This is a genomic window from Blastococcus sp. TML/C7B, from assembly GCF_016612845.1.
GTDB lineage: Bacteria > Actinomycetota > Actinomycetes > Mycobacteriales > Geodermatophilaceae > Blastococcus.
Map to the genome: position 1 here is coordinate 1,821,851 of NZ_JAEOAA010000001.1, position 23,215 is coordinate 1,845,065.

26 protein-coding genes and 2 tRNA genes are annotated in these 23,215 nt (G+C 74.6%); 19 read left to right on the forward strand and 9 right to left on the reverse strand.

Annotated features, from left to right (window positions below):
- Positions 1–70 precede the first annotated feature (70 nt).
- Both JKP76_RS08855 and JKP76_RS08860 read right to left on the reverse strand, forming a co-directional pair.
- Complete coding sequence (locus tag JKP76_RS08855) at positions 71–550, reverse strand: ANTAR domain-containing protein (protein WP_309229884.1); 480 nt, start codon at positions 548–550, stop codon at positions 71–73.
- Between the two features lie 100 nt (positions 551–650).
- Positions 651–917 (reverse strand): mycoredoxin, encoded by a 267-nt coding sequence (locus JKP76_RS08860; protein ID WP_200490529.1) that lies wholly within the window; start codon positions 915–917, stop codon positions 651–653.
- A gap of 314 nt (positions 918–1,231) precedes the next feature.
- Between JKP76_RS08860 and JKP76_RS08865 the strand changes: the two genes are divergently transcribed.
- From JKP76_RS08865 to JKP76_RS08880, 4 genes are all read left to right on the forward strand, one after another.
- Positions 1,232–3,079 carry an ATP-dependent DNA helicase UvrD2 gene (locus tag JKP76_RS08865; RefSeq protein WP_309232894.1) on the forward strand — a complete coding sequence of 616 codons (1,848 nt, stop codon included), beginning with the start codon at positions 1,232–1,234 and terminating at the stop codon, positions 3,077–3,079.
- Between the two features lie 219 nt (positions 3,080–3,298).
- Complete coding sequence (locus JKP76_RS08870) at positions 3,299–3,601, forward strand: hypothetical protein (protein ID WP_200490530.1); 303 nt, start codon at positions 3,299–3,301, stop codon at positions 3,599–3,601.
- Between the two features lie 230 nt (positions 3,602–3,831).
- Positions 3,832–4,086: a WhiB family transcriptional regulator gene (locus JKP76_RS08875; protein ID WP_200491352.1), complete on the forward strand. Its 255-nt coding sequence runs from the start codon at positions 3,832–3,834 to the stop codon at positions 4,084–4,086.
- Positions 4,083–4,325, forward strand: coding sequence for a hypothetical protein (locus JKP76_RS08880; protein WP_200491440.1), 243 nt, complete (start codon positions 4,083–4,085; stop codon positions 4,323–4,325). The genes JKP76_RS08875 and JKP76_RS08880 overlap by 4 nt, the downstream gene beginning before the upstream one ends.
- Before the next feature lie 33 nt (positions 4,326–4,358).
- Here the strand turns inward: JKP76_RS08880 and JKP76_RS08885 are convergent, their stop codons facing one another.
- From JKP76_RS08885 to JKP76_RS23390, 3 genes are all read right to left on the reverse strand, one after another.
- A complete protein-coding gene (locus JKP76_RS08885) occupies positions 4,359–5,681 on the reverse strand; it encodes an AarF/ABC1/UbiB kinase family protein (protein WP_309229882.1) in 1,323 nt (440 codons plus the stop codon).
- 73 nt (positions 5,682–5,754) lie between these two features.
- On the reverse strand, positions 5,755–6,804 hold the full coding sequence (locus JKP76_RS08890) for a ThiF family adenylyltransferase (RefSeq protein ID WP_200490531.1): 1,050 nt from the start codon (positions 6,802–6,804) through the stop codon (positions 5,755–5,757).
- Positions 6,805–6,923: 119 nt separating this feature from the next.
- Positions 6,924–7,076 (reverse strand): DUF5679 domain-containing protein, encoded by a 153-nt coding sequence (locus JKP76_RS23390; protein WP_012950213.1) that lies wholly within the window; start codon positions 7,074–7,076, stop codon positions 6,924–6,926.
- A 668-nt stretch (positions 7,077–7,744) separates the two neighbouring features.
- On the opposite strand from JKP76_RS23390, the gene JKP76_RS08900 reads away from it, so the two are divergent.
- Positions 7,745–8,155, forward strand: a complete 411-nt coding sequence (locus tag JKP76_RS08900) for a M48 family metallopeptidase (protein WP_242471716.1) — start codon at positions 7,745–7,747, stop codon at positions 8,153–8,155.
- Here the strand turns inward: JKP76_RS08900 and JKP76_RS08905 are convergent.
- Positions 8,053–9,513, reverse strand: a complete 1,461-nt coding sequence (locus JKP76_RS08905; RefSeq protein ID WP_200490532.1) for a zinc-dependent metalloprotease — start codon at positions 9,511–9,513, stop codon at positions 8,053–8,055. The two genes, JKP76_RS08900 and JKP76_RS08905, sit on opposite strands and share 103 nt — an antisense overlap.
- A gap of 103 nt (positions 9,514–9,616) precedes the next feature.
- On the opposite strand from JKP76_RS08905, the gene JKP76_RS08910 reads away from it, so the two are divergent.
- From JKP76_RS08910 to JKP76_RS08930, 5 genes are all read left to right on the forward strand, one after another.
- Positions 9,617–10,639, forward strand: a complete 1,023-nt coding sequence (locus JKP76_RS08910) for a S16 family serine protease (RefSeq protein WP_200490533.1) — start codon at positions 9,617–9,619, stop codon at positions 10,637–10,639.
- A gap of 177 nt (positions 10,640–10,816) precedes the next feature.
- Positions 10,817–13,786, forward strand: coding sequence for a UPF0182 family protein (locus JKP76_RS08915; RefSeq protein ID WP_207168294.1), 2,970 nt, complete (start codon positions 10,817–10,819; stop codon positions 13,784–13,786).
- 67 nt (positions 13,787–13,853) lie between these two features.
- A tRNA-Met gene (locus JKP76_RS08920) sits at positions 13,854–13,927 on the forward strand.
- Between the two features lie 121 nt (positions 13,928–14,048).
- Positions 14,049–14,822 carry a phytanoyl-CoA dioxygenase family protein gene (locus JKP76_RS08925; protein ID WP_200490535.1) on the forward strand — a complete coding sequence of 258 codons (774 nt, stop codon included), beginning with the start codon at positions 14,049–14,051 and terminating at the stop codon, positions 14,820–14,822.
- A 33-nt stretch (positions 14,823–14,855) separates the two neighbouring features.
- Positions 14,856–15,737: an alpha/beta fold hydrolase gene (locus JKP76_RS08930; RefSeq protein ID WP_200490536.1), complete on the forward strand. Its 882-nt coding sequence runs from the start codon at positions 14,856–14,858 to the stop codon at positions 15,735–15,737.
- A 33-nt stretch (positions 15,738–15,770) separates the two neighbouring features.
- Here JKP76_RS08930 and JKP76_RS08935 read toward each other — a convergent pair whose 3' ends face one another.
- Positions 15,771–16,229, reverse strand: a complete 459-nt coding sequence (locus JKP76_RS08935) for a hypothetical protein (RefSeq protein ID WP_200490537.1) — start codon at positions 16,227–16,229, stop codon at positions 15,771–15,773.
- Between the two features lie 154 nt (positions 16,230–16,383).
- On the opposite strand from JKP76_RS08935, the gene JKP76_RS08940 reads away from it, so the two are divergent.
- Positions 16,384–16,460: transfer RNA gene (locus JKP76_RS08940), tRNA-Met, on the forward strand.
- Between the two features lie 41 nt (positions 16,461–16,501).
- Here the strand turns inward: JKP76_RS08940 and JKP76_RS20690 are convergent.
- Positions 16,502–17,167: a hypothetical protein gene (locus JKP76_RS20690; RefSeq protein ID WP_242471234.1), complete on the reverse strand. Its 666-nt coding sequence runs from the start codon at positions 17,165–17,167 to the stop codon at positions 16,502–16,504.
- A 53-nt stretch (positions 17,168–17,220) separates the two neighbouring features.
- Here JKP76_RS20690 and JKP76_RS08945 point away from each other — a divergent pair, with 53 nt between their 5' ends.
- The 3 genes from JKP76_RS08945 to JKP76_RS08950 all read left to right on the forward strand — a co-directional run bounded on the left by JKP76_RS08945 (position 17,221) and on the right by JKP76_RS08950 (position 20,103).
- Complete coding sequence (locus JKP76_RS08945; RefSeq protein ID WP_242471235.1) at positions 17,221–18,711, forward strand: DEAD/DEAH box helicase; 1,491 nt, start codon at positions 17,221–17,223, stop codon at positions 18,709–18,711.
- Between the two features lie 69 nt (positions 18,712–18,780).
- Positions 18,781–18,867, forward strand: coding sequence for a putative leader peptide (locus tag JKP76_RS23985; RefSeq protein WP_375335649.1), 87 nt, complete (start codon positions 18,781–18,783; stop codon positions 18,865–18,867).
- A 114-nt stretch (positions 18,868–18,981) separates the two neighbouring features.
- The gene (locus JKP76_RS08950; protein WP_200490538.1) at positions 18,982–20,103 is read left to right on the forward strand and encodes an LLM class flavin-dependent oxidoreductase; all 1,122 of its coding nucleotides are present in this window, start codon (positions 18,982–18,984) and stop codon (positions 20,101–20,103) included.
- Between the two features lie 74 nt (positions 20,104–20,177).
- On the opposite strand, the gene JKP76_RS20695 is transcribed toward JKP76_RS08950, so the two are convergent.
- On the reverse strand, positions 20,178–20,753 hold the full coding sequence (locus tag JKP76_RS20695; RefSeq protein WP_242471236.1) for a hypothetical protein: 576 nt from the start codon (positions 20,751–20,753) through the stop codon (positions 20,178–20,180).
- On the opposite strand from JKP76_RS20695, the gene JKP76_RS20700 reads away from it, so the two are divergent.
- Genes JKP76_RS20700 through map form a run of 5 tightly spaced genes read left to right on the forward strand, consistent with a single transcriptional unit; the run spans position 20,752 to position 23,163 of the window.
- The gene (locus JKP76_RS20700; RefSeq protein WP_242471237.1) at positions 20,752–21,519 is read left to right on the forward strand and encodes a cytochrome P450; all 768 of its coding nucleotides are present in this window, start codon (positions 20,752–20,754) and stop codon (positions 21,517–21,519) included. The genes JKP76_RS20695 and JKP76_RS20700 overlap by 2 nt on opposite strands.
- Positions 21,516–21,710, forward strand: a complete 195-nt coding sequence (locus JKP76_RS08960) for a ferredoxin (protein WP_200490539.1) — start codon at positions 21,516–21,518, stop codon at positions 21,708–21,710. The genes JKP76_RS20700 and JKP76_RS08960 overlap by 4 nt, the downstream gene beginning before the upstream one ends.
- 32 nt (positions 21,711–21,742) lie before the next feature.
- Positions 21,743–22,033 (forward strand): GNAT family N-acetyltransferase, encoded by a 291-nt coding sequence (locus tag JKP76_RS08965; RefSeq protein WP_200490540.1) that lies wholly within the window; start codon positions 21,743–21,745, stop codon positions 22,031–22,033.
- Positions 22,034–22,081: 48 nt separating this feature from the next.
- Positions 22,082–22,396 carry an antibiotic biosynthesis monooxygenase gene (locus tag JKP76_RS08970; RefSeq protein ID WP_200490541.1) on the forward strand — a complete coding sequence of 105 codons (315 nt, stop codon included), beginning with the start codon at positions 22,082–22,084 and terminating at the stop codon, positions 22,394–22,396.
- Positions 22,393–23,163 (forward strand): type I methionyl aminopeptidase, encoded by a 771-nt coding sequence (gene map / locus JKP76_RS08975; RefSeq protein ID WP_200490542.1) that lies wholly within the window; start codon positions 22,393–22,395, stop codon positions 23,161–23,163. Before JKP76_RS08970 ends, map begins: the two co-directional genes overlap by 4 nt.
- Positions 23,164–23,215: the final 52 nt, after the last annotated feature.

Sequence of the window (23,215 nt, forward strand, 5' to 3'; positions counted from 1 at the left end):
GGGAGCTCCGCGGCGAGCAGCTCGGCGAGCCGGTCGGCCAGCGCGGCGGGGGTGAGCGGTTCGGGGCGGCTCAGGACCGGCCGTCCGCCGCGGCCAGCGGCGCCGCGGCCGCCCGCGGGGGAGCGGCGACGTCGGGCGCCAGCGAGTCGAGCACCTCGCGCGCCAGCTCGGCGACGGGCCGGCCCTGCGAGCGGGCGTCGCGGCGCAGCCCCTCGAACGCCGCGCGGGCGCTGGCGCCCTGGCGCTCGGCGAGCACGCCGATGGCCCGCTCGGTGGCGACCCGCGCGGCGAGCGCGTGCTCCAGCTGGGCGACCGTGCGCTCGAGGGCGGCGATGCGCAGCGCGGCCTCGTCGACGACGGGCTCCACCGCGCCGATGGGGACCACGGCACCCCGGGCGGAGCGGCGGGCCGAGCGGTCCGGCTCGGGCACGGCGCCGAACTCCTCGGCGATCAGGTCGGCCAGCGACATGCCCTCGACGACGTCCCCCACCGGGTCGCTGCCCGCGGCCGAGCGCACCACCCAGCCGGTGGGCGTCCGGGTCAGCGCCACGGGCGCCGACGGGTCGGGGGAGCAGCCGGCCGGGTCACCCGGCCCTGCGATCGGGCGCGCGGGCCCGTCGGAGGGCCGGGGACCGGGGATCACGTCGTCGTCACGCCCCCGCGACCGCGGCCAGCTGCGCCTTGACCTGGTCGATGCTGGGGTTGGTGAGGGCGGTGCCGTCGGAGAAGAGCAGGGTGGGCACGGTGCGGTTGCCACCGTTGGCGTTCTCGACCAGGTCGGCCGCCTGGGCGTCCTGCTCGATGTCGACCTCGGCGAAGGAGATGCCCTCGAGCTGCATCAGCTTCTTCAGCCGGACGCAGTACCCGCACCACGTGGTGGTGTACATCGTCACGGCGGTGCTGTCGGTCGTGGTCATCGGGTCGAGTCTCCCTGCTAGGAACGGGCCGGTCCACCCCCGGGAAAGGTGCACCTCGTGTGCTGGTCAACGCGGCCTTCCTGGGGATGCTTCCCCATGAGGTCGGCGCGGGCTGGGAGGATCGCCCTGTGACACGAGCCCGGAGCACCCGATGAGCGCGGCGACCCGATCGGGCTCCCGCGCGGAGGACGTGCTCGCCGGGCTCGACGAGGAGCAGCGGACCGCCGCGCAGGCGGTGACCGGGCCCGTGTGCATCCTCGCCGGCGCGGGCACTGGGCAAGACCCGCACGATCACCCACCGCATCGCCTACGGCGTGCACACCGGCGTCTACGTCCCCGAGCAGGTGCTCGCGGTGACGTTCACCGCGCGCGCGGCCGGCGAGCTCCGCACCAGGCTGCAGGCGCTCGACGTCGGCGGGGTGCAGGCCCGCACGTTCCACGCCGCGGCCATGCGGCAGCTGCGCTACTTCGCCCCGCGCGTGCTCGGCGGCCCGATGCCGGCGCTGATCGAGAACAAGCTGCGGGTGGTCGCCTCCGCGGCGGCGCGCAACCGGCTCACCACCGACCGGACCAGCCTGCGCGACCTCGCCAGCGAGATCGAGTGGGCCAAGACGACCTTGGCGACGCCGGAGGACTACCCGGCCCGGGCCAAGGCCGCCGGCCGGGAGACGCCGTTCGAGCCGGCCGCGGTCGCCGCGGTCTACGCCAGCTACGAGTCGGCGAAGGAGCGCGACGGCGCGCTGGACTTCGAGGACCTGCTGCTGGTCACCGCGTACGCGCTCGAGGGCCACCCGGACGTCGCCCGCGCCGTGCGCGACCAGTACCGGCACTTCGTCGTCGACGAGTACCAGGACGTCAACCCGCTCCAGCAGCGGCTGCTCGACGCCTGGCTCGGCGGCCGGGCCGAGGTCTGCGTCGTGGGCGACCCCAACCAGACCATCTACTCCTTCACCGGTGCCGACCCCGACTACCTGCTGGGCTTCGCCGACCGCTATCCCGACGCGGAGGTGGTCAAGCTCGAGCGCGACTACCGGTCGACGCCGCAGGTCGTCGGGCTGGCCAACCGGCTCATCGGCATGGCGCCCCGGCGCAAGGGGCTGCCCGGCCTGCGGCTGCTCGGCCAGCGCGCCGACGCCGCCGAGCCGCGGTTCGAGGAGCACCCCGACGAGCCCGCCGAGGCCAAGGCGGTCGCCGAGCGCTGCCGGGCGCTGATCGACGAGGGCCTGCCGGCCAGCGAGATCGCGATCCTCTTCCGGATCAACGCGCAGTCGCAGGTGTACGAGTCGGCGCTGGCCGACGTCGGCGTTCCGTACGTGCTGCGCGGTGGCGAACGGTTCTTCGAGCGGCCTGAGGTGCGCGAGGCGGTGCTGCTGCTCCGCGGCGCCGCCGCCGGCGGCAACGAGCCCGGGATGCTCGTGCCCGCGGTGCGCGACGTCCTGGCGTCCACCGGCTGGGCCGAGCACCGCCCGCCCGCCGGGGGTGCGGCGCGCGACCGCTGGCAGTCCCTGTCGGCCCTGGTCGACCTCGCCGTCGACCTGGTCGAGGAGAACCCCTCGCTGGACCTCGCCGGCTTCGTGGGGCACCTGGCGCAGCGGGCCGACGCCCAGCACGCGCCCACGGTGCAGGGCGTGACGCTGGCGTCGATGCACGCCGCCAAGGGCCTGGAGTGGGACGCCGTCTTCGTCGTCGGGATCGTCGACGGCGTGCTGCCCATCGCGCAGTCGCTGTCCCGGCCCGACGCGGTGGAGGAGGAGCGCCGGCTGCTCTACGTCGCCATCACCCGGGCGCGCGAGCAGCTGACCCTCTCCTGGTCGCTGGCGCGCAACCCCGGCGCCAAGCGGGCCCGGCCGCGCAGCCGGTTCCTCACCGGGCTGGCACCGGACTCCGGTCCGACGGCGCCGCCGGCCCGCAGCCGGACCAAGCGGCCCAAGGTGGTGCTCGAGGGCGAGGCGGGGGAGCTGTTCGAGCGGCTCCGGGCGTGGCGCAGCTCGGCGGCGCAGGCGCAGTCGGTGCCGGCCTACGTCGTCTTCACCGACGCCACGCTGCAGGCGATCGCCGAGACGCGGCCGGCGAACCTGCGCGAGCTCTCCGCGCTGCCCGGCATCGGCTCGCGCAAGCTCGAGCTCTACGGCGAGGACGTGCTCGCCGCCGTCACCGGCTGACGCCCACGCCCTGCCGGCGCTCTGCACGGGGCGACCGGCCGGTCGCCCAGCGCGAGGGCGGGCCGCCGCCGCTGCACCGCGGGACCCCGTCGGGCGACGCGTCGGTTAATTCGATTGACCGCCCCCGCGGGCCCCTCCTAGTGTCCTGACCCACACGAGCTGCACCCAGCCCGAGCGCTGCCACCCGGCCCCGCTCGCGACCCGGAAGGAGGGGTGGACGTGATCAGCACGACGTGGACCGACGCCCCCGCCGGGTTCTCCGGCCGGGGCGCAACCGCCCTGCCCGCCCTCGCCCGTCCGGCCGTCGCCGGCGGCCCCGCGGTCCTGATGGCGCCCACCGCTGCCCCGATCCAGGGGTGCGGTCTGCCCGCCGTCCGGCTGCGCCGCAGCGATGAGCGCGACGTCGCCACCCGGTCCTACCTCGCACAGGCAGTGATCGGCGGCACCGCCCCGAACGGCACCACCACGCACGACTTCGGCATCACCCTCGGGATCCACTCCCCGGGGAGACCCCTGAGCTAGCCGCTCACGGTCCTCCTCGAGGCCGCGGAACCCGAACCCCGGGATCCGCGGCCTCTCTCGTTCAGCGCCGCGGCACCCGGCCCCGACTCCCGGTCGGCGGGCCCCCGCCGGTCGACAGACGACGAACACGAGGAGGAGCGGCAGTGCTGCAGACGATCGACCGCCCGACGTCCCTGCACCGGACCCCGCCCGGATCCGGCGGAGCGACGCCGAGACGGCCGCAGCCGCCTCTGTCACCCGCCCCGGTGCGGCATCCCGTGCCGTGCCGCGACGAGGACCCGGAGCTCTGGTTCGCCGAGAGCCCGAGCGATCTGGAACTGGCCAAGACGCTCTGCGCCCCGTGCCCGGTCCGCGACGCCTGCCTGGCCGGCGCCCTGGACCGCGGCGAGCCGTGGGGTGTCTGGGGCGGCGAGATCTTCGACCGCGGTGTCGTCATCGCCCGCAAGCGGCCCCGCGGCCGCCCGCGGAAGGTGACCGCCGCGTGAGCACCCCAGAGCAGTCCGCCCCCGCCGCAGCGGTGGGGGTGCCATCAGCAACGACGACCACCGAGGAACCCGACATGCTCATGTACGACCACGCCCTGGCCCAGAGCCGGATGGCCGAGATGCGGGAGGAGGCGCTCACCGCCGCCCGCGCGCACCGGCTGTACGTCGCCCGCCGGGCCGCCCGCCGCGCCGAGCGGGCGGTGCGCCGCGCCGCCCGCCTCAGCGCGTCCGTCTATTGAGATGGGGCCGGGTCCGTGCAGGACCCGGCCCCGTCAGGCCCGGAAGCCGGGCAGCCACTCCTCCAGCACGCCGCGGAAGCCGCCCTCGGCGTCCAGCTGGCACAGCACACCGATGGAGCCGATCGTCACCCGGTGGATGAGCAGGTAGGCCGGCGGCAGGTTCAGCTGGCGGCCCAGCCGGCTGGCCTCCAGGCGCGGGTCGGCGATCCGGGCGGCCTGCTCCTGCATCCACGCCCGGGTGAAGTGGAACCGCGGCTCGGCGATCGGGTCGAGCATCGGCCGCAGGAAGTCGTGCACCCCCTGCGCGTCGATCTGGGCGTTGGGCAGCACGAAGCCCTCCGACCGCAGGTCGGCCAGCACCTCCTCGGCGCGCCCCTCCAGCGCCCAGCGCAGCAGCCGCCCGATCGGCTCGGGGTGGCCGTCGGGCAGCCGCGCCGTCGCCCCGAAGTCGATGACGCCGAGCCGGCCGTCGGGCAGCAACCGGAAGTTGCCCGGGTGCGGGTCGGCGTGCAGCAGCCCGGCCCGCTGGGGCGCGCTGAAGTGCAGCAGCGCCATGAGCACACCCGCGTGGTCCCGCTGCTCGCGCGTGCCGCCGGCGATGATCCGGGACAGCGGGGTGCCCTCGAGCCACTCCGAGACGATGACCTTCGGAGCGCTGGCGACCACCCGCGGCACCACGATCTGCGGGTCGTCGGCGAAGGCCGCCGCGAAGCCGCGCTGCGCGTCGGCCTCCAGGCTGTAGTCCAGCTCCTCGACCACCCGCGCCTTGAGCTCGGCGATGAGCGGCTTGACGTCCATGCCGGGGAAGAGCACCGCGAACATGCGGGCGAAGCGGCTGAGCTGGTTCAGGTCCGACATCAGCGCCGTCGCCGCACCCGGGTACTGGATCTTCACGGCGACGTCGCGGCCGTCCCGCCACGTCGCCCGGTGCACCTGCCCGATGCTCGCGGCGGCGGCCGGCTGGTCGTCGAACTCGCGGAACCGCGTCCGCCACGTGCCGCCGAGCTGCTGGGCGAGCACCGCGTGCACGGTGCGCACCGGCATCGGTGGCGCCTCCTCCTGCAGCTTGACCAGCGCGTCCCGGTAGGGGGCGGCCATCTCCTCGGGCACGGCGGCCTCGAAGACCGACAGCGTCTGCCCGAGCTTCATCGCCCCGCCCTTGAGCTGCCCGAGCACCGCGAACAGCTGCTCGGCGGTGCGCTGCTGCAGCTCGGCGGAGACCGCGTCGGCCGACTGGCCGGACAGCCGCTTGCCCAGTCCCAGGGTGGCCCGGCCGGCCGCGCCCAGGGGGAGCGACGCCAGGCGCGCGGTCCGGGAGACCGAGCCCCGCGGCATCACCGGTCGATCCTCGGCCACGCATCCTCCTCGTCGGCGCCGTGCCCGCCCCCGCGGCGGCACGGAGGCGTCACGGGCGAACCCGCGAGCGCGTTCACGGGCCATTGTCCCCTGCCGGTCGGTCCGTCCGCTGGGTGCAGCCGCACTCCGGGTGCGGAACCCAGCGCCGCACCCGTGGGACCAGCTCGGGCGGCACCAGCTCCAGCGTCGCATCCACGGCGGCCGGCGCCGCGCTGCCGTCCAGGTAGGCGAGCACCTGCGCGGCGGCGGTCGCGGCGGTGAGCAGGCAGGTCACGGTGGAGCCGCTGGGCGGCGGGTCGGCGGCGGTCAGCTGCGCGGCGAGCTGCGGCCAGCGCGGATCGGCGTCGCGGCGGTGCAGGTCCGCGCAGCGCAGGCAGCTGGTCACGCCGGGCACGACCAGGGGGCCGACGACGCCGGTCGCGCCGCGGACGGTGGCGACCAGGTGCGGCACCCCGGCCCGCGACCAGCGGGCGGTCGTGGGGTCGGAGGCGGCCCACGGCCGGGCGAGCACCACGAGGTCGGGGGAGGCGCCGGCACCCGGTGGGCGCAGGTCGGTGAGCGGGCTGGCCCGCCGGACGGCGTCCGCGGCGGCCAGCGACCGGGGGCGGCCCTCGTCGGCGGCGGTGGCCCCGCCGACGACGGCGTCCCCGGCTGCGGTGAGCCCGCCGTCGCGGACGCTGACCCGGCCGACACCGCTGGCGGCCAGCACCGCGGCCAGCGGGGTGCCGACCCGCGTGGCCCCCTCGACGACCACGACGGCGGCGCGCCGGTTCCGCCACCCGCCTCCGGGCGGCAGCTCGACGACGCGACGGGCGGCCGCGGCCGGCCCTGCGTCGCTGGCGAGGAGGTCGGCGGCGTCGACGTCGACCAGCAGGCCGGCGGCGCGCAGCTCGTCGAGGACGGCGCCCACCGCGCCGGCGTCCAGCCCCGCGCGTGCCGCGTCGGCCACGACCGCGCGCTGCACCCGGCGGCCGTCCAGGCCGCGCAGGAGGCCGGCCAGCCCCTCGGGTTGCGGGCTGACCAGCAGCCCCTCGGCGGTGTCGACGCCCCCGACCTGGAGGTCGGCGGCGTCGCTGCGCAGCAACGGGGTCGCGGCGGGGAGCAGGGGGTGGGCGTCGCTCACCGGGGGAGCGTGCCAGCGCGCGGCCGGGCCGCGCGGGCGTCGTCCACAGGTGCTGCGGAACGACGACGGCGACGCCCCCGAGGGGGACGCCGCCGTCGTCGACCGCTGGGGGCCGGTGCTCAGGCCTTGCCGAGGATCCGGTTCATCTTGGTGCCGCACACGGGGCAGGTGCCCTGGGCCATGCGACGGCCGGACTCGCTGACCTTGACCTCGCCGTCGAAGTCGCGCTTCTCCTTGCACTTCACGCAGTAGCCGTTGTAGCTCTCAGCCACGGGATCTCCTCGGTCTCGGGGGGCGACCCGGCGGGGACGCCGGGCGCCGTCGTGCCGGAACGCTACCCGTGTCGGCGTGTCCCGATACCGCGGGCGGGGAGCCAGTGGGGAGCGCTGCCCACAGCCTGTGGACAACCCTGTGGAGCACGTGGGGAACCGTCGGCGTGTCCCTGTGCGTGGACGGGGGGCGGAGCCGGGGACAACCCCGGCCGGTGACCACCCGCACCTCGTCCGACCTGCGCGGACGCCCCCGCGCGGGTTGTGGAACGCCCCGGTCGGAGGGCGCGCTCACCGATCCGTGACCCGCCGTGTCCACCGTCCGTGCGACGTGCACCCGAGAGGGTGGCCGCGGGCGGGCACGGGAGCGGTCCGGTGGCTTACGGTTCCCCCGTGCACGGACCGCTCCCCGACGCCTCCGCACGCTCCGCATCCGCCGGCACCCCGCCGGCCGCTGCCGCGCGAGCGGCCCGCGCCGTCCCCATGGCCCGGAGCAGGTCGGCCGACGACGCAGCACCCGTGCCCGGGGGCGACCCCGAGTCCGTCGTCGAGGTCCGGCGCAGCGCGCGCCGGCGGCGCACGGTGACCGCCTACCGGGAGAGCGGGCGCACCGTCGTCCCCTCATCCCCGCGGCCTTCAGCCCGGCGGAGGAGCGCCGCTGGGTGGCCCAGATGGTGGCCAAGCTCCAGACCCGCGAGGAGCGCCGTCGCCGCTCCCTCGGTGGCGACGACGAGCTCATGGCGCGGGCCCGCGCGCTCTCGGTCGCCCACCTCGACGGGCTGGCCGAGCCCGCGTCGGTGCGCTGGGTCGACAACCAGCAGCGCCGCTGGGGGTCGTGCACCCCGGCCGACCGCAGCATCCGGCTGTCCAGCCGGCTGCAGACGATGCCGGAGTACGTCGTCGACTACGTGCTGGTCCACGAGCTGGTGCACCTGCTCGAGCCCGGCCACGACGAGCGCTTCTGGGCGCTGGTCGCCCGCTACCCGCGCGCCGAGCGGGCGCGCGGGTTCCTCGAGGGCGTCGAGCTGGCGAACACCGCCGGCGCGGCCGGTGAGGACGCCGCGCCCGACCTCGTCGACTGAGCAGCCGCGTCAGTCCCGCTCGGGCGGCTGCTCGTCGGTGTGAGCGCCTGCAGCTCGTCGTCGAGGCCGTGGCCCTGGCGTGCGACGAAGTCCATCGGCTCGTCCAGGTCGTCCGACGTCGGCAGCAGGTCGGGGTGGTGCCACAGCCGGTCGCGGTCCTCGGCGCCGTGCTGCTGGGTCATCGCGCCCCAGACGGTGGCGGCGTCGCGCAGCCGGCGGGGGCGCAGCTGCAGCCCGACGAGGGTGGCGAAGGTCTGCTCGGCCGGCCCGCCGGTGGCGCGGCGGCGGCGCATCGTCTCGGCCAGCGCGGAGTGGCCCGGCAGCCGGTCCTTCGCGGCGGCCGCGACGACGGTGTCGATCCAGCCCTCCACCAGCGCGAGCAGGGTCTCCAGGCGGCGCAGCGCCATCGCCTGCTCGGGGGTCTCCTCGGGCTCGAGCACGCCGCTGCCCAGCAGCCGCTGGATGCTCTCCGGGTCGCTGGGGTCCAGGCCCTCGAGCCCGCCGCCGGACATGGCCTCGGTGAGGCCGCGCTCGATGGCCTCGCGATCGATGCTGATGCCGCGGGCGTAGGCGTGGACGGCGTCCTGCAGCTGCTGGCGCAGCCACGGCACGTGCGCGAACAGCCGCTGGGCGGCGGCCTCGCGCAGCGCGAGGAACAGCCGCACCTCGTCCGCGGGGCGGTCGAGCCCGGCGGCGAACGCGGCGACGTTCTGCGGCACCAGCACGCCGGTGCCGCCCGGGGCGAGCGGGAGCCCCACATCGGTGCTGGTCAGCACCTCGTCGGCGAGCTTGCCGAGCGCCGAGCCGACCTGGGCGCCGAACATCAGCCCGCCCATCCGGCCCATGATCCCGGCGATCGGCCCGAAGGACATCGCCGCCTCCTGCGGCAGCGCGCTGGTCATCGCGCCGACCACCCGCTCGGCGAGCGGGTCGATCAGCGCGCCCCACTCCGGCAGGGTCTTCTCCACCCACTCGACCCGCGACCACGCGGCGGTGCGCTCGATGCCCGAGGGCAGCTCGGTGACCTGGTCCAGCCACAGGTCGGCCAACCGCAGCGCCTCGGCGACCGCGGTGCGCTCGCCGTCGGAGGAGGGCTGGTGGCCGGCGGCCAGCTGGCTGATGGCGCTCTGCGTGGCGAGGTCCCAGTTGACCGGGCCGCCCGACCAGCTCATGAGCTTCTGCAGCTCCGCGAACAACGGCATCTTGCCCAGCACGTCCTCGGGGTTGCCGCCGCCGGCGATGCCCCCGAACAGCGCGCCCAGGCCGAACGGGTCACCGCCGGGGGTGCTCCCGCCGCCCTCGTCACGGCGCTCGGGATCGCGGTCGGGGGGACCGAAGCCGAAGGGGAGGTCGCTCATGCGTCCACGGTAGACGCGGGATCTTCGCGAAGGGGCCGGGTGCGTTCCGCCCACAGCGCACGGCGGGACCCCGCGCCACGGCGGGGCCCTAAGCTGGCCCGTCGTGACCCGTCGCATCGCCGTCCTGAGCGCCGGTGGCCTGCTGCTGGTGCTCTTCGGCGTCCTCGGCACGACGCTGCCGGTGCCCTACGTCGCCCAGGTGCCCGGCCCCACCTACGACACGCTCGGCGACATCGACGGCGAGCCGATCATCTCCGTCGAGGGCCGCGAGCGGAACGAGGTCGAGGGCAACCTCAACCTGACGACGGTCGGCGTGGGCCGCGGCGGGCTGAGCCTCGTGCAGGCGGTCCGCGGCTGGTTCGACGACGAGATCGCCGTCGTCCCGGAGGAGTCGGTCTACCCGCCCGACCGCACCGAGGAGGAGACGCGGCAGCTCAACCGCCGCGCGTTCCTCACCTCGGAGCAGGCCGCCGAGAGCGTGGCGCTGGGGCACCTGGGCTACCCGGTCAAGGTCGCCGTCCGGGCCGTCCCGGAGGGCTCGCCGTCGGAGGGCCTGCTCGAGGAGGGCGACGCGATCGAGTCGGTCGACGGCCGGCCGACCCCCGACTTCGCCGCGCTCGACGAGGTGCTCTCCTCGGTCCCGCCCCGGACCCCGGTGGCCGTCGGCTACACGCGGCTCGGCGAGCCCGGCACGACCACGGTCACCACCCGCGCGGCCGAGGAGGGCGACGGCTCCGCGCTGGGGGTCACCGTGCTCGAGCAGCCGGTCGCCCCGTTCGACGTCGACATCCAGGTCGAGGGCGTCGGCGGCCCGTCGGCCGGGCTCATGCTGACCCTCGGCATCCTCGACCTGGTCGGCGACGAGGACCTCACCGGGGGCGCGCTCGTGGCGGGCACCGGGACGATCGACGCCGAGGGCGCGGTCGGCCCGATCGGCGGCATCCCGCTGAAGATGGTCGCCGCCCGCGAGATCGGCGCGGACCTCTTCCTGGTCCCGGCCGGCAACTGCGACGAGGCGCTCGCCGCCGCCGACCCCGGCTTCCCCCTGGCGAAGGTCGCCAGCCTGGACGACGCCCTCGCCGCGCTGGCCGATCTCCGGGCCGGGCGCACGCCCGCCGGCTGCTGATCCGGGGCGCCCGGGAACCACGGCGCCCGTGGCGCGTTGTGCTGGGATGAGCGGGAGAGCGCGCCGAGGGTCGGGCGCGCGCCCCGCCGGCGACGGGCTCCTGCCGCGTCGCCGGAGCGCCCGCACCTGACGCTCTGCTACCGAAGAACGTGCAACTGAAGGAGACCGCTCGTGGCCATGCGGCCCCCCGTGCCGGTGCCGACGCTGTCGCGGCGCGCGAAGCTGGCCCTCGGCGCCATCGCCGTGCTGCTCGTGCTGTTCACGGCAGTCGGCACGCTGACCAACGTCTACGTCGACTACCTGTGGTTCGACGAGACCAAGTACACCGAGGTCTTCTGGACCGAGCTGCAGAGCCGGGCGCTGCTCTTCGCCGTGGCGGGGGTGGCGACCGGCGGGCTGACCGCGCTGTCGATCTACCTCGCCTACCGGTTCCGGCCCACGTTCCGGCCGATGTCGCTCGAGCAGCAGAACCTCGAGCGCTACCGGCAGTCGCTGGAGCCGCGCGCCGGGCTGGTGCTCGCCGGCGTCGCCGTCGTCCTCGGCCTGTTCGCGGGCTTCACCGCCCAGGGCAGCTGGGAGACCTGGCTGACCTTCCGCAACAGCACCGACTTCGGCCAGACCGACCCGCAGTTCGGGCTGGACCTGTCCTTCTTCGTCTTCGAGTACCCCTTCTACCGGCTGCTGCTGGGCTTCGGGTTCGCCATCGCGATCCTGGCGCTGATCGGCTCGCTGGTGACCAACTACGTCTTCGGCGGCCTGCGCCTGCAGACGCCGGGGCAGAAGCTCACCTCCGCGGCCCGCGTGCAGATCTCGGTGCTGCTCGGGGTCTTCGTGGCGCTCAAGGCGGTCGCGTACTGGCTGGACCGCTACGGCCTGGTCTACTCCAGCCGCGGCGACGTGTTCACCGGCGCCAGCTACACCGACGTCAACGCGCTGCTCGTGCCCAAGACGATCCTGGTGTTCGTCGCCGCGGTCTGCGCGGTCGCGTTCTTCGCCAACATCGTCGTCCGCAACTTCCTGCTGCCGGCCGCGGCGCTGGTGCTGCTGCTGGCCTCGAGCCTGGTCATCGGCGTGGCCTACCCGGCGATCGTGCAGCAGTTCGTGGTCAAGCCCAGCGCCAACGAGAAGGAGGCGCCCTACATCGAGCGCGCCATCGAGATGACGCGGCAGGCCTACGGCCTGGACGAGATCGAGTACGTGAACTACGCGCAGGAGACCACCGGCGACGAGGCCGACCCCGAGGTCGCCCTGGCCGAGCTGCGGGGGGACACCGAGACGATCCCGAACGCCCGCCTGCTGGACCCCAACGTGCTGGCCGACACCTTCACCGCCCGCCAGCAGATCCGCAACTGGTACGGCTTCCCGGAGAAGCTCGACGTCGACCGCTACACCGTCGACGGCGAGCTGCGCGACTACGTCGTGGCGGTCCGCGAGCTCGACAGCTCCGCGCTGTCGGAGAACCAGAGCACCTGGATCAACCGGCACACCGTCTACACCCACGGGCACGGCTTCGTGGCGGCGCCCGCGAACCAGGTGGTCGCCGGCTCCGACGGCGGTGAGCCGAACTTCACGACCCTCGACCTGCCCGTCCAGGGCGACATCGAGGTCGACCAGAGCCGGATCTACTACGGCGAGCTGATCGAGGACTACTCGGTCGTCGGCGCGCCCGACGGCACCGCGCCGCGCGAGTCCGACCTCCCCGAGGGCGGTTCGGACGACCGGCAGATCAACAACACCTACGACGGCGAGGGCGGGGTGTCGGTCGGCAGCTTCTTCCGGCAGCTGACGTTCGCCACCTACTTCCGGGAGCGCAACTTCCTGCTCTCCAGCGCGGTCAACGAGGAGTCCAAGGTCCTCTACGTCCGCGACCCCCGGGACCGGGTGGAGAAGGCCGCACCCTTCCTCGAGGTGGACGGCGACCCGTACCCGGCGGTCCTCGACGGCAAGGTCACCTGGATCCTCGACGGCTACACGACGTCGGACTCCTACCCCTACTCCGAGCAGATGGAGCTGGGCGAGGCCGCGGCCGACGCGCTCACCGGCACCGGCACGACCGCGCTGCCGAACGACACCTTCAACTACATCCGCAACTCGGTGAAGGCCACCGTCGACGCCTACGACGGCACTGTCACGCTCTACGAGTGGGACACCGAGGACCCGGTCCTCAAGACCTACATGAAGGCCTTCCCGGGTGTCGTGCAGCCCTACGAGGACATCCCCGACGAGCTGCGCGAGCACGTCCGGTACCCCGAGGACCTGTTCAAGGTGCAGCGGGACATCCTGACCCGCTACCACGTCGACGAGCCCATCTCGTTCTACGAGGGCAGTGACCGCTGGCAGGTCCCGGACGACCCGACGCAGAACGTCGAGGAGAACCAGCCGCCGTACTACATCCTGGCCCAGCGGCCCGGGGACGCGGAGGCCACGTTCCAGCTGACCAGCGCGCTCAACGCGTTCCAGCGGCCGAACCTGTCGGCCTTCGTCTCGGCGTCCAGCGATCCGGACCCGGAGCGCTACGGCAAGATCCAGGTGCTGCAGCTGCCGGGCAGCACCCCCTTCCGCGGCCCGCAGCAGGTGCAGCAGTCGTTCAACACCTTCGACCAGGTCGCCCGGGACCTCACCCTGTTCAACAGCCAGAACAGCCAGGCGGTCTTCGGCAACCTGCTCACCCTGCCCATCGGCGAGGACGGCTTGCTCTACGTCCAGCCGCTGTACGTGGAGGGCACGTCGAGCAACTCCTTCCCGCTGCTGCGGAAGGTGCTGGTCAACTTCGGCGGTCAGGTCGGGTACGCCGACACCCTCGCCGAGGCGCTGGACCAGGTGTTCGGCGCCGGGGCCGGCGAGGTGGCCACCGACAGCGGTGACGCACCGACGACACCGGACGACGGCGAGGAGACGCCACCCGCGTCGCCGTCCCCGTCGCCCACCCCGGCACCCACGCCGGACGACGGCGGGAACGGCGCACCCACGCCGGACCTCGACCGGGCGGTCAGCGACCTGGACGACGCGCTGAGCGCGCTGGCCGACGCCCAGCGAAGCGGCAGCTTCGCGCAGCAGGGTCAGGCGCTCGAGCAGCTGCAGGCCGCCGTCGAGGCCTACCGCGCCGCCCAGGAGGCCGCGGGCGGCTCGGCCACACCCGGCGGCTGACCGGGGGAGGGGCCGGCGCATCCCCGCGCCGGCCCCTCCGCCCCGCCTGGTACGGTGGTCGTACCGACGCGGGGTGGAGCAGCTCGGTAGCTCGCTGGGCTCATAACCCAGAGGTCGCAGGTTCGAATCCTGCCCCCGCTACAACGCCAGGAGGCCCGGTCACCACGGTGACCGGGTCTTCTGCTGTTCCCGGTGCCTGCCGGCCCCGGTGTCCGACGACCGGGGCTGGACCTCACCACCGGCCCGTGGTCTGCTGCCGCGCATGGTGCTGACACCGAACGCCACCGTCGCCGAGGCGACCGCCGCGATCGACCGCGACGGCTACGTCCTGATCGAGCGCCTTATGGACGCCGAGTGGGTGGCCGCGGCGAAGGCGGACCTGCAGCGCGTGCTCGCGGAGACCGCGACCGGGCGCAACTCCTTCGAGGGCTTCTCCACGCAACGCGTCTACGCCCTGTTCGCCAAGACCCGGTACTTCGACGGGCCGGCCACCCACCCGCTGGTGCTCGGGGTGCTGGACCACGTGCTCGGCCACTACCAGTTCAGCGCGCCGGTGGGCATCCAGATCGGGCCGGGGGAGGTCGCGCAGGTGCTGCACCGCGACGACGACGTCTACCCGCTGCCGCGCACCGGCACGGACGTCGTCGTCAACACGATGTGGCCGCTCGACGACTTCACCGTGGAGAACGGCGCCACCCGGTTCGTGCCGGGCAGCCACCGCTGGGAGGCGGGGCGCACCGCCACCGAGGAGGAGACGACCGCCGCGGTCATGCCGGCGGGATCGGTGCTCATCTACGTCGGCAACCTGATCCACGGCGGGGGCGCGAACACCACCGACCGGCCGCGGCTCGGCGTCATCCTCGAGTACGCCGCCTCCTGGCTGCGCCCGCAGGAGAACCACACCCTCGCCGTGCCGCGGGAGATCGCCCGCGAGCTGCCCGAGCGGCTCCAGGAGCTGCTGGGCTACAACGTCCACCCGCCGTTCCTCGGGTACGTCGACGGCCGGCACCCGCGGCGGGTGCTCTCCTCGTCCTGACCGCGGGGGGTCCCGTTGATCTAGGTTGGCGACGTGGCTCACACGACGGTCGAGAAGCAGATCGAGGCCGGCGGCCTCCCGTTCACCTATCTGACGGCGGGGCCGGAGGACGGGCCGCTGGCTCTGTGCCTGCACGGCTTCCCCGACACCGCGCACACCTACCGGCACCTGCTGCCGGAGCTGGCCGCCGCCGGGTTCCGGGCGGTGGCCCCGTTCTCGCGCGGCTACGCGCCGACCGCCGTCCCCGCCGACGGCCGGTACCAGACCGGCGCGCTCGCCCGGGACGCCGTCGCGCTGCACGACGCCCTCGGGGGCGACGACCGCGCGGTGCTCATCGGCCACGACTGGGGCGCGCAGGCCACCTACGGGGCCGCGGTCAGCGCGCCGGAGCGCTGGCGGAAGGTCGTCGCCATGGCCGTCCCGGTGGGCCCGGCGCTGGCCGGCTCGTTCTTCACCTACGACCAGATCAAGCGGTCGTTCTACATGTACTTCTTCCAGAACCCGCTGGCCGATGTGCTCGTGGCCGCCGACGACCAGGCGTTCATCGCCCGGCTCTGGGCGGACTGGTCGCCCGGCTACGACGCCACCGAGGACCTCGCCGCCGTGCGCCGCGCTCTCGGGACGCCGGAGAACCTGGCCGCCGCGCTGGGCTACTACCGCGCCCTGTTCGACCCGGCGGAGCAGTCGCCGGAGCTCGCGGCCGAGCAGCAGGCCGTGGGCGGGGTGCCGCCGCAGCCGACGCTGTACCTGCACGGCGCCCAGGACGGCTGCATGGGCGCCGACACCGTCGACGCCGTGCGTGCCGCGCTCTCGCCCGGGTCGGAGGCCGTCGTCGTCGAGGGCGCCGGGCACTTCCTGCACCTCGAGCGCCCGGACGAGGTGAACCGGCACATCCTGGGCTTCCTGGCGGACTGACCGGGCCGGACGGCGCGGGGGCCGGCGGGGCGGTCAGACGGGGCTGAGCCGGTCGCTGCGCCGCCGGTCGGGGTTCGTGCGCCACGCGGGCCGGGCGGGGGCCGCGGGGTGGGCCACCGCCGGGGAGCCGGCGTGCGCCCGTGCCGCGGGTGGGGTGCGCGCGTGGTCCGGCTTGGGGGCGCGCGACCCGGTGAGCAGCGCGTGCGGGCGGGTGGCGTCGGCGCCGTCGTCGGCTGCCGGTGGGTCGACCGGGGGAGCGGGGAAGGTCTCGCGCCGCGGCGGGCGCGCCGGATCGGGCAGCCGCAGCTCGGCCAGGTCCTTCCAGGTGGAGTGCCGCAGCCCGTCGACGACGCACCGGACCCGGCCCAGCACCCGCCCCTCGTCGGTGTGCACCCAGCCCAGCAGCTCCCCGGAGAACCAGAGGCCGCGGTGGTGGATCTCCACGGGCTGGGGGTCGCCCGCGAAGAGGCTCACCGCCGAGTACCCGCTCACGAGGCGGACTGTAGGTCGGCGGAACCGCCCGGCCCGGAAGGCGCGCGAACGCTCTGCCGCGCCGCGTGACGGGCCAGTCCCACCACTCACTCCGGTGCCTGCCGCCACCCCCGCGGCCGGAGGTCCGCGGTCGGTGTACAGTGGCATCTACCGACGCGGGGTGGAGCAGCTCGGTAGCTCGCTGGGCTCATAACCCAGAGGTCGCAGGTTCGAATCCTGTCCCCGCTACCACGATGGAACGGCCCTCACAGTCGCACTGTGAGGGCCGTTTCTCATCCGCCGATCTCGGCACCGCCCGGGGCAGGGGCCTCCTGCACCCGCCGGGCGAGCGTGCCCGGCCGTTCGAGGAGGAGCAGTTGGCTCGACGAGGGCAGCCCCAGACCGGGGCCCGCCGCGCCCCAGGGCGCGGTCAGCGCCGTGCCCGCGGGCCGGAGGACGTCATCGCGGTGCTGGCCCGGGCGGTGCAGCGAGGTGGAGGCCGCCGTCCAGCGCGGCTCGGTGACCGCGAGCGTGCGCACGAAGTTCCAGGCCGTGGCCCTCGTGGCGCGCGACGAGCGCGCCCGGGTCAAGGCGGACGAGGCCAGCAGCCCGAGCCACCGCGCCGAGCAGCTGAAGCGGCTCGACGGCATCGCGACGATCCTGGCGCGCACCGCCGTCCGCGACTCCGCGCTCCTGGCCCTCCTCGGCGAGGACGCCGTCGTGTCGGAGTCGGCCCGGGCGCTGCGCACCGAGATGCTGCGCGCCGCCGGGATCGAGCCCGAGCCGGTCGAACCGCCGCCCGCCGAGCCGGTCGAGGCCCCCGCCGCGCTCGAGCGCCGCGTCGTCCCCCAGTCGGTGGTCTCGCGGCAGCTGGCCAACCCGTTCCTCGCACCGGACTTCGACGCCGCCCGCCCGCAGGCCGCACCCCGGCCGCACCGGCTGGCCGGCTGGGAGCTCATGGCCCCGCTGCTCAACTCCTTCGAGCGCCGCCGGCGGGGGAGCCCCCGCGTGCATGGACCTGCCGTTCCCGACCGACCGGTTCACCCCGATGGGCTCGGAGCTGATGCCGCACCAGGGGCAGCTGGTCGCCGCCGCGGCCGGTGGGCACCGCACCTTCCTGCTGGCCGACGAGCCCGGCCTGGGCAAGACCGCGCAGGCGCTGCTCGCCGCCGAGGCCGCCGACGCCTACCCGCTGCTGGTCGTGGTGCCCAACGTGGTCAAGACCAACTGGGCGCGCGAGGCCGGGCGCTGGACGCCGCACCGCAAGGCGACCGTCGTGCAGGGCAACGGCGACACCGTCGACGGCTTCGCCGACGTCGTGGTGGTCAACTACGAGGTGCTCGACCGGCACGTCGGCTGGCTGGGCGACTTCGGCTTCCGCGGCATGGTCGTGGACGAGGCGCACTTCATCAAGAACAAGACCTCGCAGCGTTCCCAGCACGTCCTCGAGCTCTCCCAGCGGATCCGCTCCTGGACCGCGCGGCCGCTGCTGATGGCGCTCACCGGCACCCCGCTGATCAACGACATCGACGACTTCCGCGCCATCTGGCAGTTCCTCGGCTGGATCGACGACAGCAAGCCGCTGGGCGACCTGATGGACGCGCTGGAGGCCACCGGGCTCACCCCCGCCGACCCTGGCTTCTACCCGGCGGCGCGCCAGTGCGTCATCGACCTCGGCATCGTGCGCCGCCGCAAGGTCGACGTCGCCGCCGACATCCCGGCCCGCCGCATCGCCGACCTGCCCGTCGAGCTGGACGACAAGGCCGGCCGCTCCATCCGCGCGGCCGAGCGCGAGCTCGCCCGCCGGCTGGTGAAGCGCTACGAGAGCGCGCTGGCCGCCCGCGAGTCGGCCACCGTCGTCGAGGGCATCGACGCCGACCTGGTCCGCAAGGTGGCCGGGTGGGAGCTCAAGGACGCGAACTCGTCGGCGACCGGCGAGAACGTCTTCGGCATGATGCGGCGGATCGGCCAGGCCAAGGCCGGGCTCGCCGCCGACTACGCCGCCCAGCTGGCCCGCAGCGCCGGCAAGGTGGTCTTCTTCGCCAAGCACGTCGACGTCATGGACGTCGCGGAGGAGTCGTTCGCCGCCCAGGGCATCCGGTTCGCCTCGATCCGGGGTGACCAGACGCCGTCGGCCCGCCAGCGGAACATCGACGCGTTCGTCACCGACCCCGAGGTGGCCGTCGCGGTCTGCTCGCTGACCGCCGCGGGCGTGGGGCTCAACCTGCAGGTGGCCTCCAACATCGTGCTGGCCGAGCTCTCCTGGACCGACGCCGAGCAGACGCAGGCCATCGACCGCAGCCACCGCATCGGGCAGACCGAGCCGGTCACCGCCTGGCGGATCATCGCCGCGCAGACCATCGACGCCCGGATCGCCGAGCTCATCGACAGCAAGGCCGGGCTCGCCGCCCGGGCGCTCGACGGGTCCGACGAGGTCGCGTCCTCGACCGACGTGCAGCTCGAGGCGCTCGTCGCCCTGCTCACCACCGCGCTCTCGGAGTAGGCGACCCCTGCCGGGTGCTCGGGGAGCCCGGTGCTGGGCCAATCCCTACCAAGCTGATAGACATGCTGCATGACGCGCTCCGGCACCGCTCTGGTGACCCGTGTGCACGTGGACCTGCGGCGCTCGGCGAGCGCGCTGTGTCCGAGCCGTCGCTGAGCTGACGCTCGCGGCCGCTGCCCGGCCGCTCCCTTCCCCGTCCCGTGCCCGGACGGCCGCCGTGCGGCCGGTCCGGCCCGCGGGCTCCTCCCCACCTCACCCCGGAGTACTGGCATGTCCCTGCACCTGCACTGGTTCCTCCCCACCTCCGGCGACGGGCGCGAGGTCGTCGGCGCCGCCAAGGCCGCCGGCGCCGGCTCGGTCGACCGCCCGCCCACGCTGGACTACCTCGGCCAGGTCGCGCGCGCCGCCGAGTCGCTCGGCTTCGAGGCCGTGCTGACCCCGACCGGCACCTACTGCAGCGACGCCTGGATCACCACGGCGGCGCTGCTCGGCCAGACCAGCACGCTGAAGTTCCTCGTCGCCTTCCGGCCGGGCCTGATCACCCCGACGCTGGCCGCCCAGCAGGCCGCCGCCTACGCCGAGCTCTCCGGTGGGCGGCTGCTGCTCAACGTGGTGACCGGCGGTGACCTGCAGGAGCAGCGCCGCTTCGGCGACTGGCTGGACCACGACCAGCGCTACGCGCGCACCGACGAGTTCCTCCAGGTGCTGAAGGGCGCCTGGTCCGGCGTCCCGTTCGACTTCGAGGGCGAGCACTTCCGCGTCGCCGGCGCCACCGTGGCCCGGCCGCCCGCGGTCGCGCCGGAGATCTTCTTCGGTGGTGCCAGCCCGGCCGGGCGCGAGGTGGCCGCGGCGCAGGCCGACACCTACCTCACCTGGACCGAGCCGCCGGCCCAGGTCGGCGAGCTGGTGGAGGACGTGCGGCAGCGCGCCGCCCGGCACGGCCGCACGCTGCGCTTCGGCATCCGCGCGCACGTCATCGCCCGGGACACCTCCGAGGAGGCCTGGGCCGAGGCCGGGCGCATCCAGGCCCGCATGGACCCGAAGGTCATCGCCCGCGCCCAGGAGAAGTTCAGCGCTGCTGACAGCGAGGGCCAGCGCCGGCAGGCCGCGCTGCGCAACGGCGCCAACGAGCGGCTGGAGATCCACCCCGGCCTGTGGGCGGGACCGGGCCTCGTGCGGCAGGGGGCCGGGACGGCGCTGGTCGGCAGCCACGCCGAGGTCGCCTCGCTGATCGAGGAGTACGCCGCTGTCGGCGTCGAGCACGTCATCCTCTCCGGGCAGCCGCACCTGGAGGAGGCCTACTGGGTGGGCGAGGGCGTGCTGCCGGAGCTGCGCCGCCGCGGGCTGACCGGGGCCGCGGCGGGCGAGCTGCGGGTCCCCGCTCTGGTCTGAACCGGCCGCGCGGGGGAGGGGTGGCGCAATCGGGGGCACCCGAGTGTTGTGCGTCACCCCTCCGCTGATTAGCGTCAGCGCTGACCGTTTTCATCTGCCCGACAGTGAGGCGCCCCGTGTCCGTGAACACCCCTGCCGGCTCCGTCGACGTCGATGCGCTCGACATCGACGCGATCGACCTCTCCGACCGCGACTTCTGGGCGGAGCCGCCGGCGGTCCGGCACGCGGTCTTCGACAAGCTGCGCGCCGAGCGCCCCATCGCCCACTTCGAGGAGCCGGTGATGGAGGGCATGGAGCCCGGCCCCGGCTACTGGGCGGTCACCCGCCTCGCCGACCTCGACGCGATCAGCTCCGAGCCGGCCACCTTCTGCTCGGGCAAGGGCGCGGTGTCCATCCAGGACCTGCCGGCCGACCTCAGCGAGTTCTACGGCTCGATGATCAGCATGGACGACCCGCGGCACGCGCGGATCCGGCGGATCGTCGCCAAGACCTTCACGCCCCGGATGCTCGAGCAGGTCCTCGACTCCGTGATCGGCATCGTCGACCAGGTGCTGGTCGAGGCCCGCGCCAAGGCCGAGGCGGGCGACGGCTCGGATCGACGTCGTCGCCGACATCGCCGCGCCGATCCCGCTGCGCATCATCTGCGACATGATGGGCGTCCCCGAGGAGGACCGCCTGCTGGTCCTCAACGCCTCGAACACCATCCTCTCCGGCGGCGACCCCGAGCTGACCGACGAGGAGGACCCGCTCACCGCGCTCCTCGAGGCCGGCATGAACATGGCCGCGCTCATGGAGCGGCTGGCCGCAGAGCGCGTCGCCAACCCCACCGACGACCTGACGACGGCGCTGGTCAACAGCGAGGTGGACGGCGAGAAGCTGACCCACCAGGAGATCGCCTCGTTCTTCATCCTGCTGCTGGTGGCCGGCAACGAGACCACCCGCACGGCGATCGCGCAGGGCCTGTTCGCCCTGTCGGAGAACCCGGACCAGCGCGCCGCCTGGATGGCCGACCCGTCGCTGGACAAGACCGCCGTCGAGGAGATCGTCCGCTGGGTCAGCCCGGTCACCTGGATGCGCCGCACCGCGACCCGGGACGGCGAGGTGAACGGCCACTCCTTCAAGGAGGGCGACAAGTTCCTGCTGTTCTACGCCGCGGCCAACCGCGACCCGGAGGCGTTCGAGAACCCGCACCGGTTCGACGTCAGCCGCAACCCGAACAACCACGTCGGCTTCGGCGGGCACGGACCGCACTTCTGCCTGGGCGCCCACCTGGCCCGCCGCGAGCTGGCGGTGACCTTTCGCCGGCTGTTCGAGATCTGCCCCGACCTGGAGATCACCGGCGAGCCCGACCGGCTGCGCTCCTCCTTCGTCAACGGCCTCAAGCGGCTGCCGGCGCGGTTCACGGGGCAGCGATGAGCCGGGTGCAGGTCGACCGCGAGCGCTGCGTCGGCTCGGGCGTGTGCGAGTCCCTGGCGCCCGACGTCTTCGAGCTCGACGACGACGGCGTCCTCCAGCTGCACCGGGAGGAACCCGAGGCCCGCGAGCTGGACGCGGTCCGCGACGCCGTCCAGTCCTGCCCCGCACGGGCACTCGCCCTGGCGGAGTGATCGAAGCGGCCGCTCGCGGGTAGGGGCTGGGCATGGAGCCCACAGTCACCAACGCCCCGGACGCCAACCGCTACGAGATCCGCGACGGCGACCGCCTGCTCGGTCACGCCGACTACCAGCGCGACGGGTCCACCTTCGTGTTCACGCACACGGAGGTGGACCCCGACGCCGGGCAGTCCGGGCTCGGCAGCACGCTGGTCCGCGGCGCCCTCGACGACGTGCGCGCCCAGGGCGGCTCCGTCGTCCCGCGGTGCTCGTTCGTGCGCGGGTGGATCGGCAAGCACGACGACTACGCCGACCTGGTCGCCGGCTCGGAGAGCTGACCTGCCCCGACCGGCCGGCCGCCCGCGGCGGCCGATAGCGTCGCGGGCGTGATCCTCGAGCACGCGCTGCTGACCGTCCGGGAGGGCGAGCAGGACCGTTTCGAAGCGGCCTTCGGCCGGGCGCGGCGGCTGATCGCCGCCTCGCCCGGCTTCCGCGGCCTCCGGCTGTCCCGGTGCCTGGAGCGGGGGACGGGCTACCTGCTGCTCGTGGAGTGGGACTCGCTGGAGGCCCACACCGAGGGGTTCCGCGGCTCCCCGGCCTACCAGGACTGGAAGGCCGAGCTGCACTCCTTCTACGAGCCGTTCCCGGTCGTCGAGCACTTCACGACCGTGCTGACCGCCGCGCCGGGGGAGTCCGCGTGATCGAGCTGCGCACACCCGGTGAGATCGACGCGATGCGGGCCGCGGGCGCTGTCGTCGCCGACATGCTGGCCGCCGTCCGCGCCGCTGCCGCACCCGGCGTGCGGCTGACCCAGCTCGACGCCGTGGCCCGCGAGGTGCTGGCCGACGCCGGTGCGACCTCGCCGTTCGAGGGGTACGCGCCGCTGTCGACGACCCCGCCGTTCCCCGGCGTGGTCTGCCTGTCGGTGAACGACGTCGCGCTGCACGGCATCCCGACCCCGGAGGAACTCCAGGACGGGGACCTGCTCAGCGTGGACGCCGGCGCGGTGCTCGACGGCTGGGTCGGCGACAGCGCGATCACCTTCGCCGTCGGCACGCCGCGGCCGGAGGACCTGGAGCTCGTGGCGACCACCGAGCGGGCCCTGGCGGCCGGCATCGCGGCGGCCGTCGTCGGCAACCGGATCGGCGACATCTCCGCCGCCATCGGTGCCGTCGGCCGGGCCGGTGGCGTCGGCATCAACACCGACCAGGGCGGGCACGGCGTCGGCCGCTCGATGCACGAGGCACCGTCGGTGCCCAACGAGGGGCGGGCCGGGCGCGGGGTGCCGCTGCGCGCCGGGCTGGTCATCGCCATCGAGCCGTGGTTCCTGGGCGGGGGGAGCGACGACTACCGGGTGGACGCCGACGGCTGGACGCTGCGCAGCGCCGACGGCAGCCGCGCCGCGCACGTCGAGCACACCGTCGCAGTCACCGACGACGGGCCGAGGATCCTCACCCTCCCGCGCTGAGCGCCCGAGTCATGCGAACTCGTGGTCATCGCCGGCTGATCGGCCCGAGTTC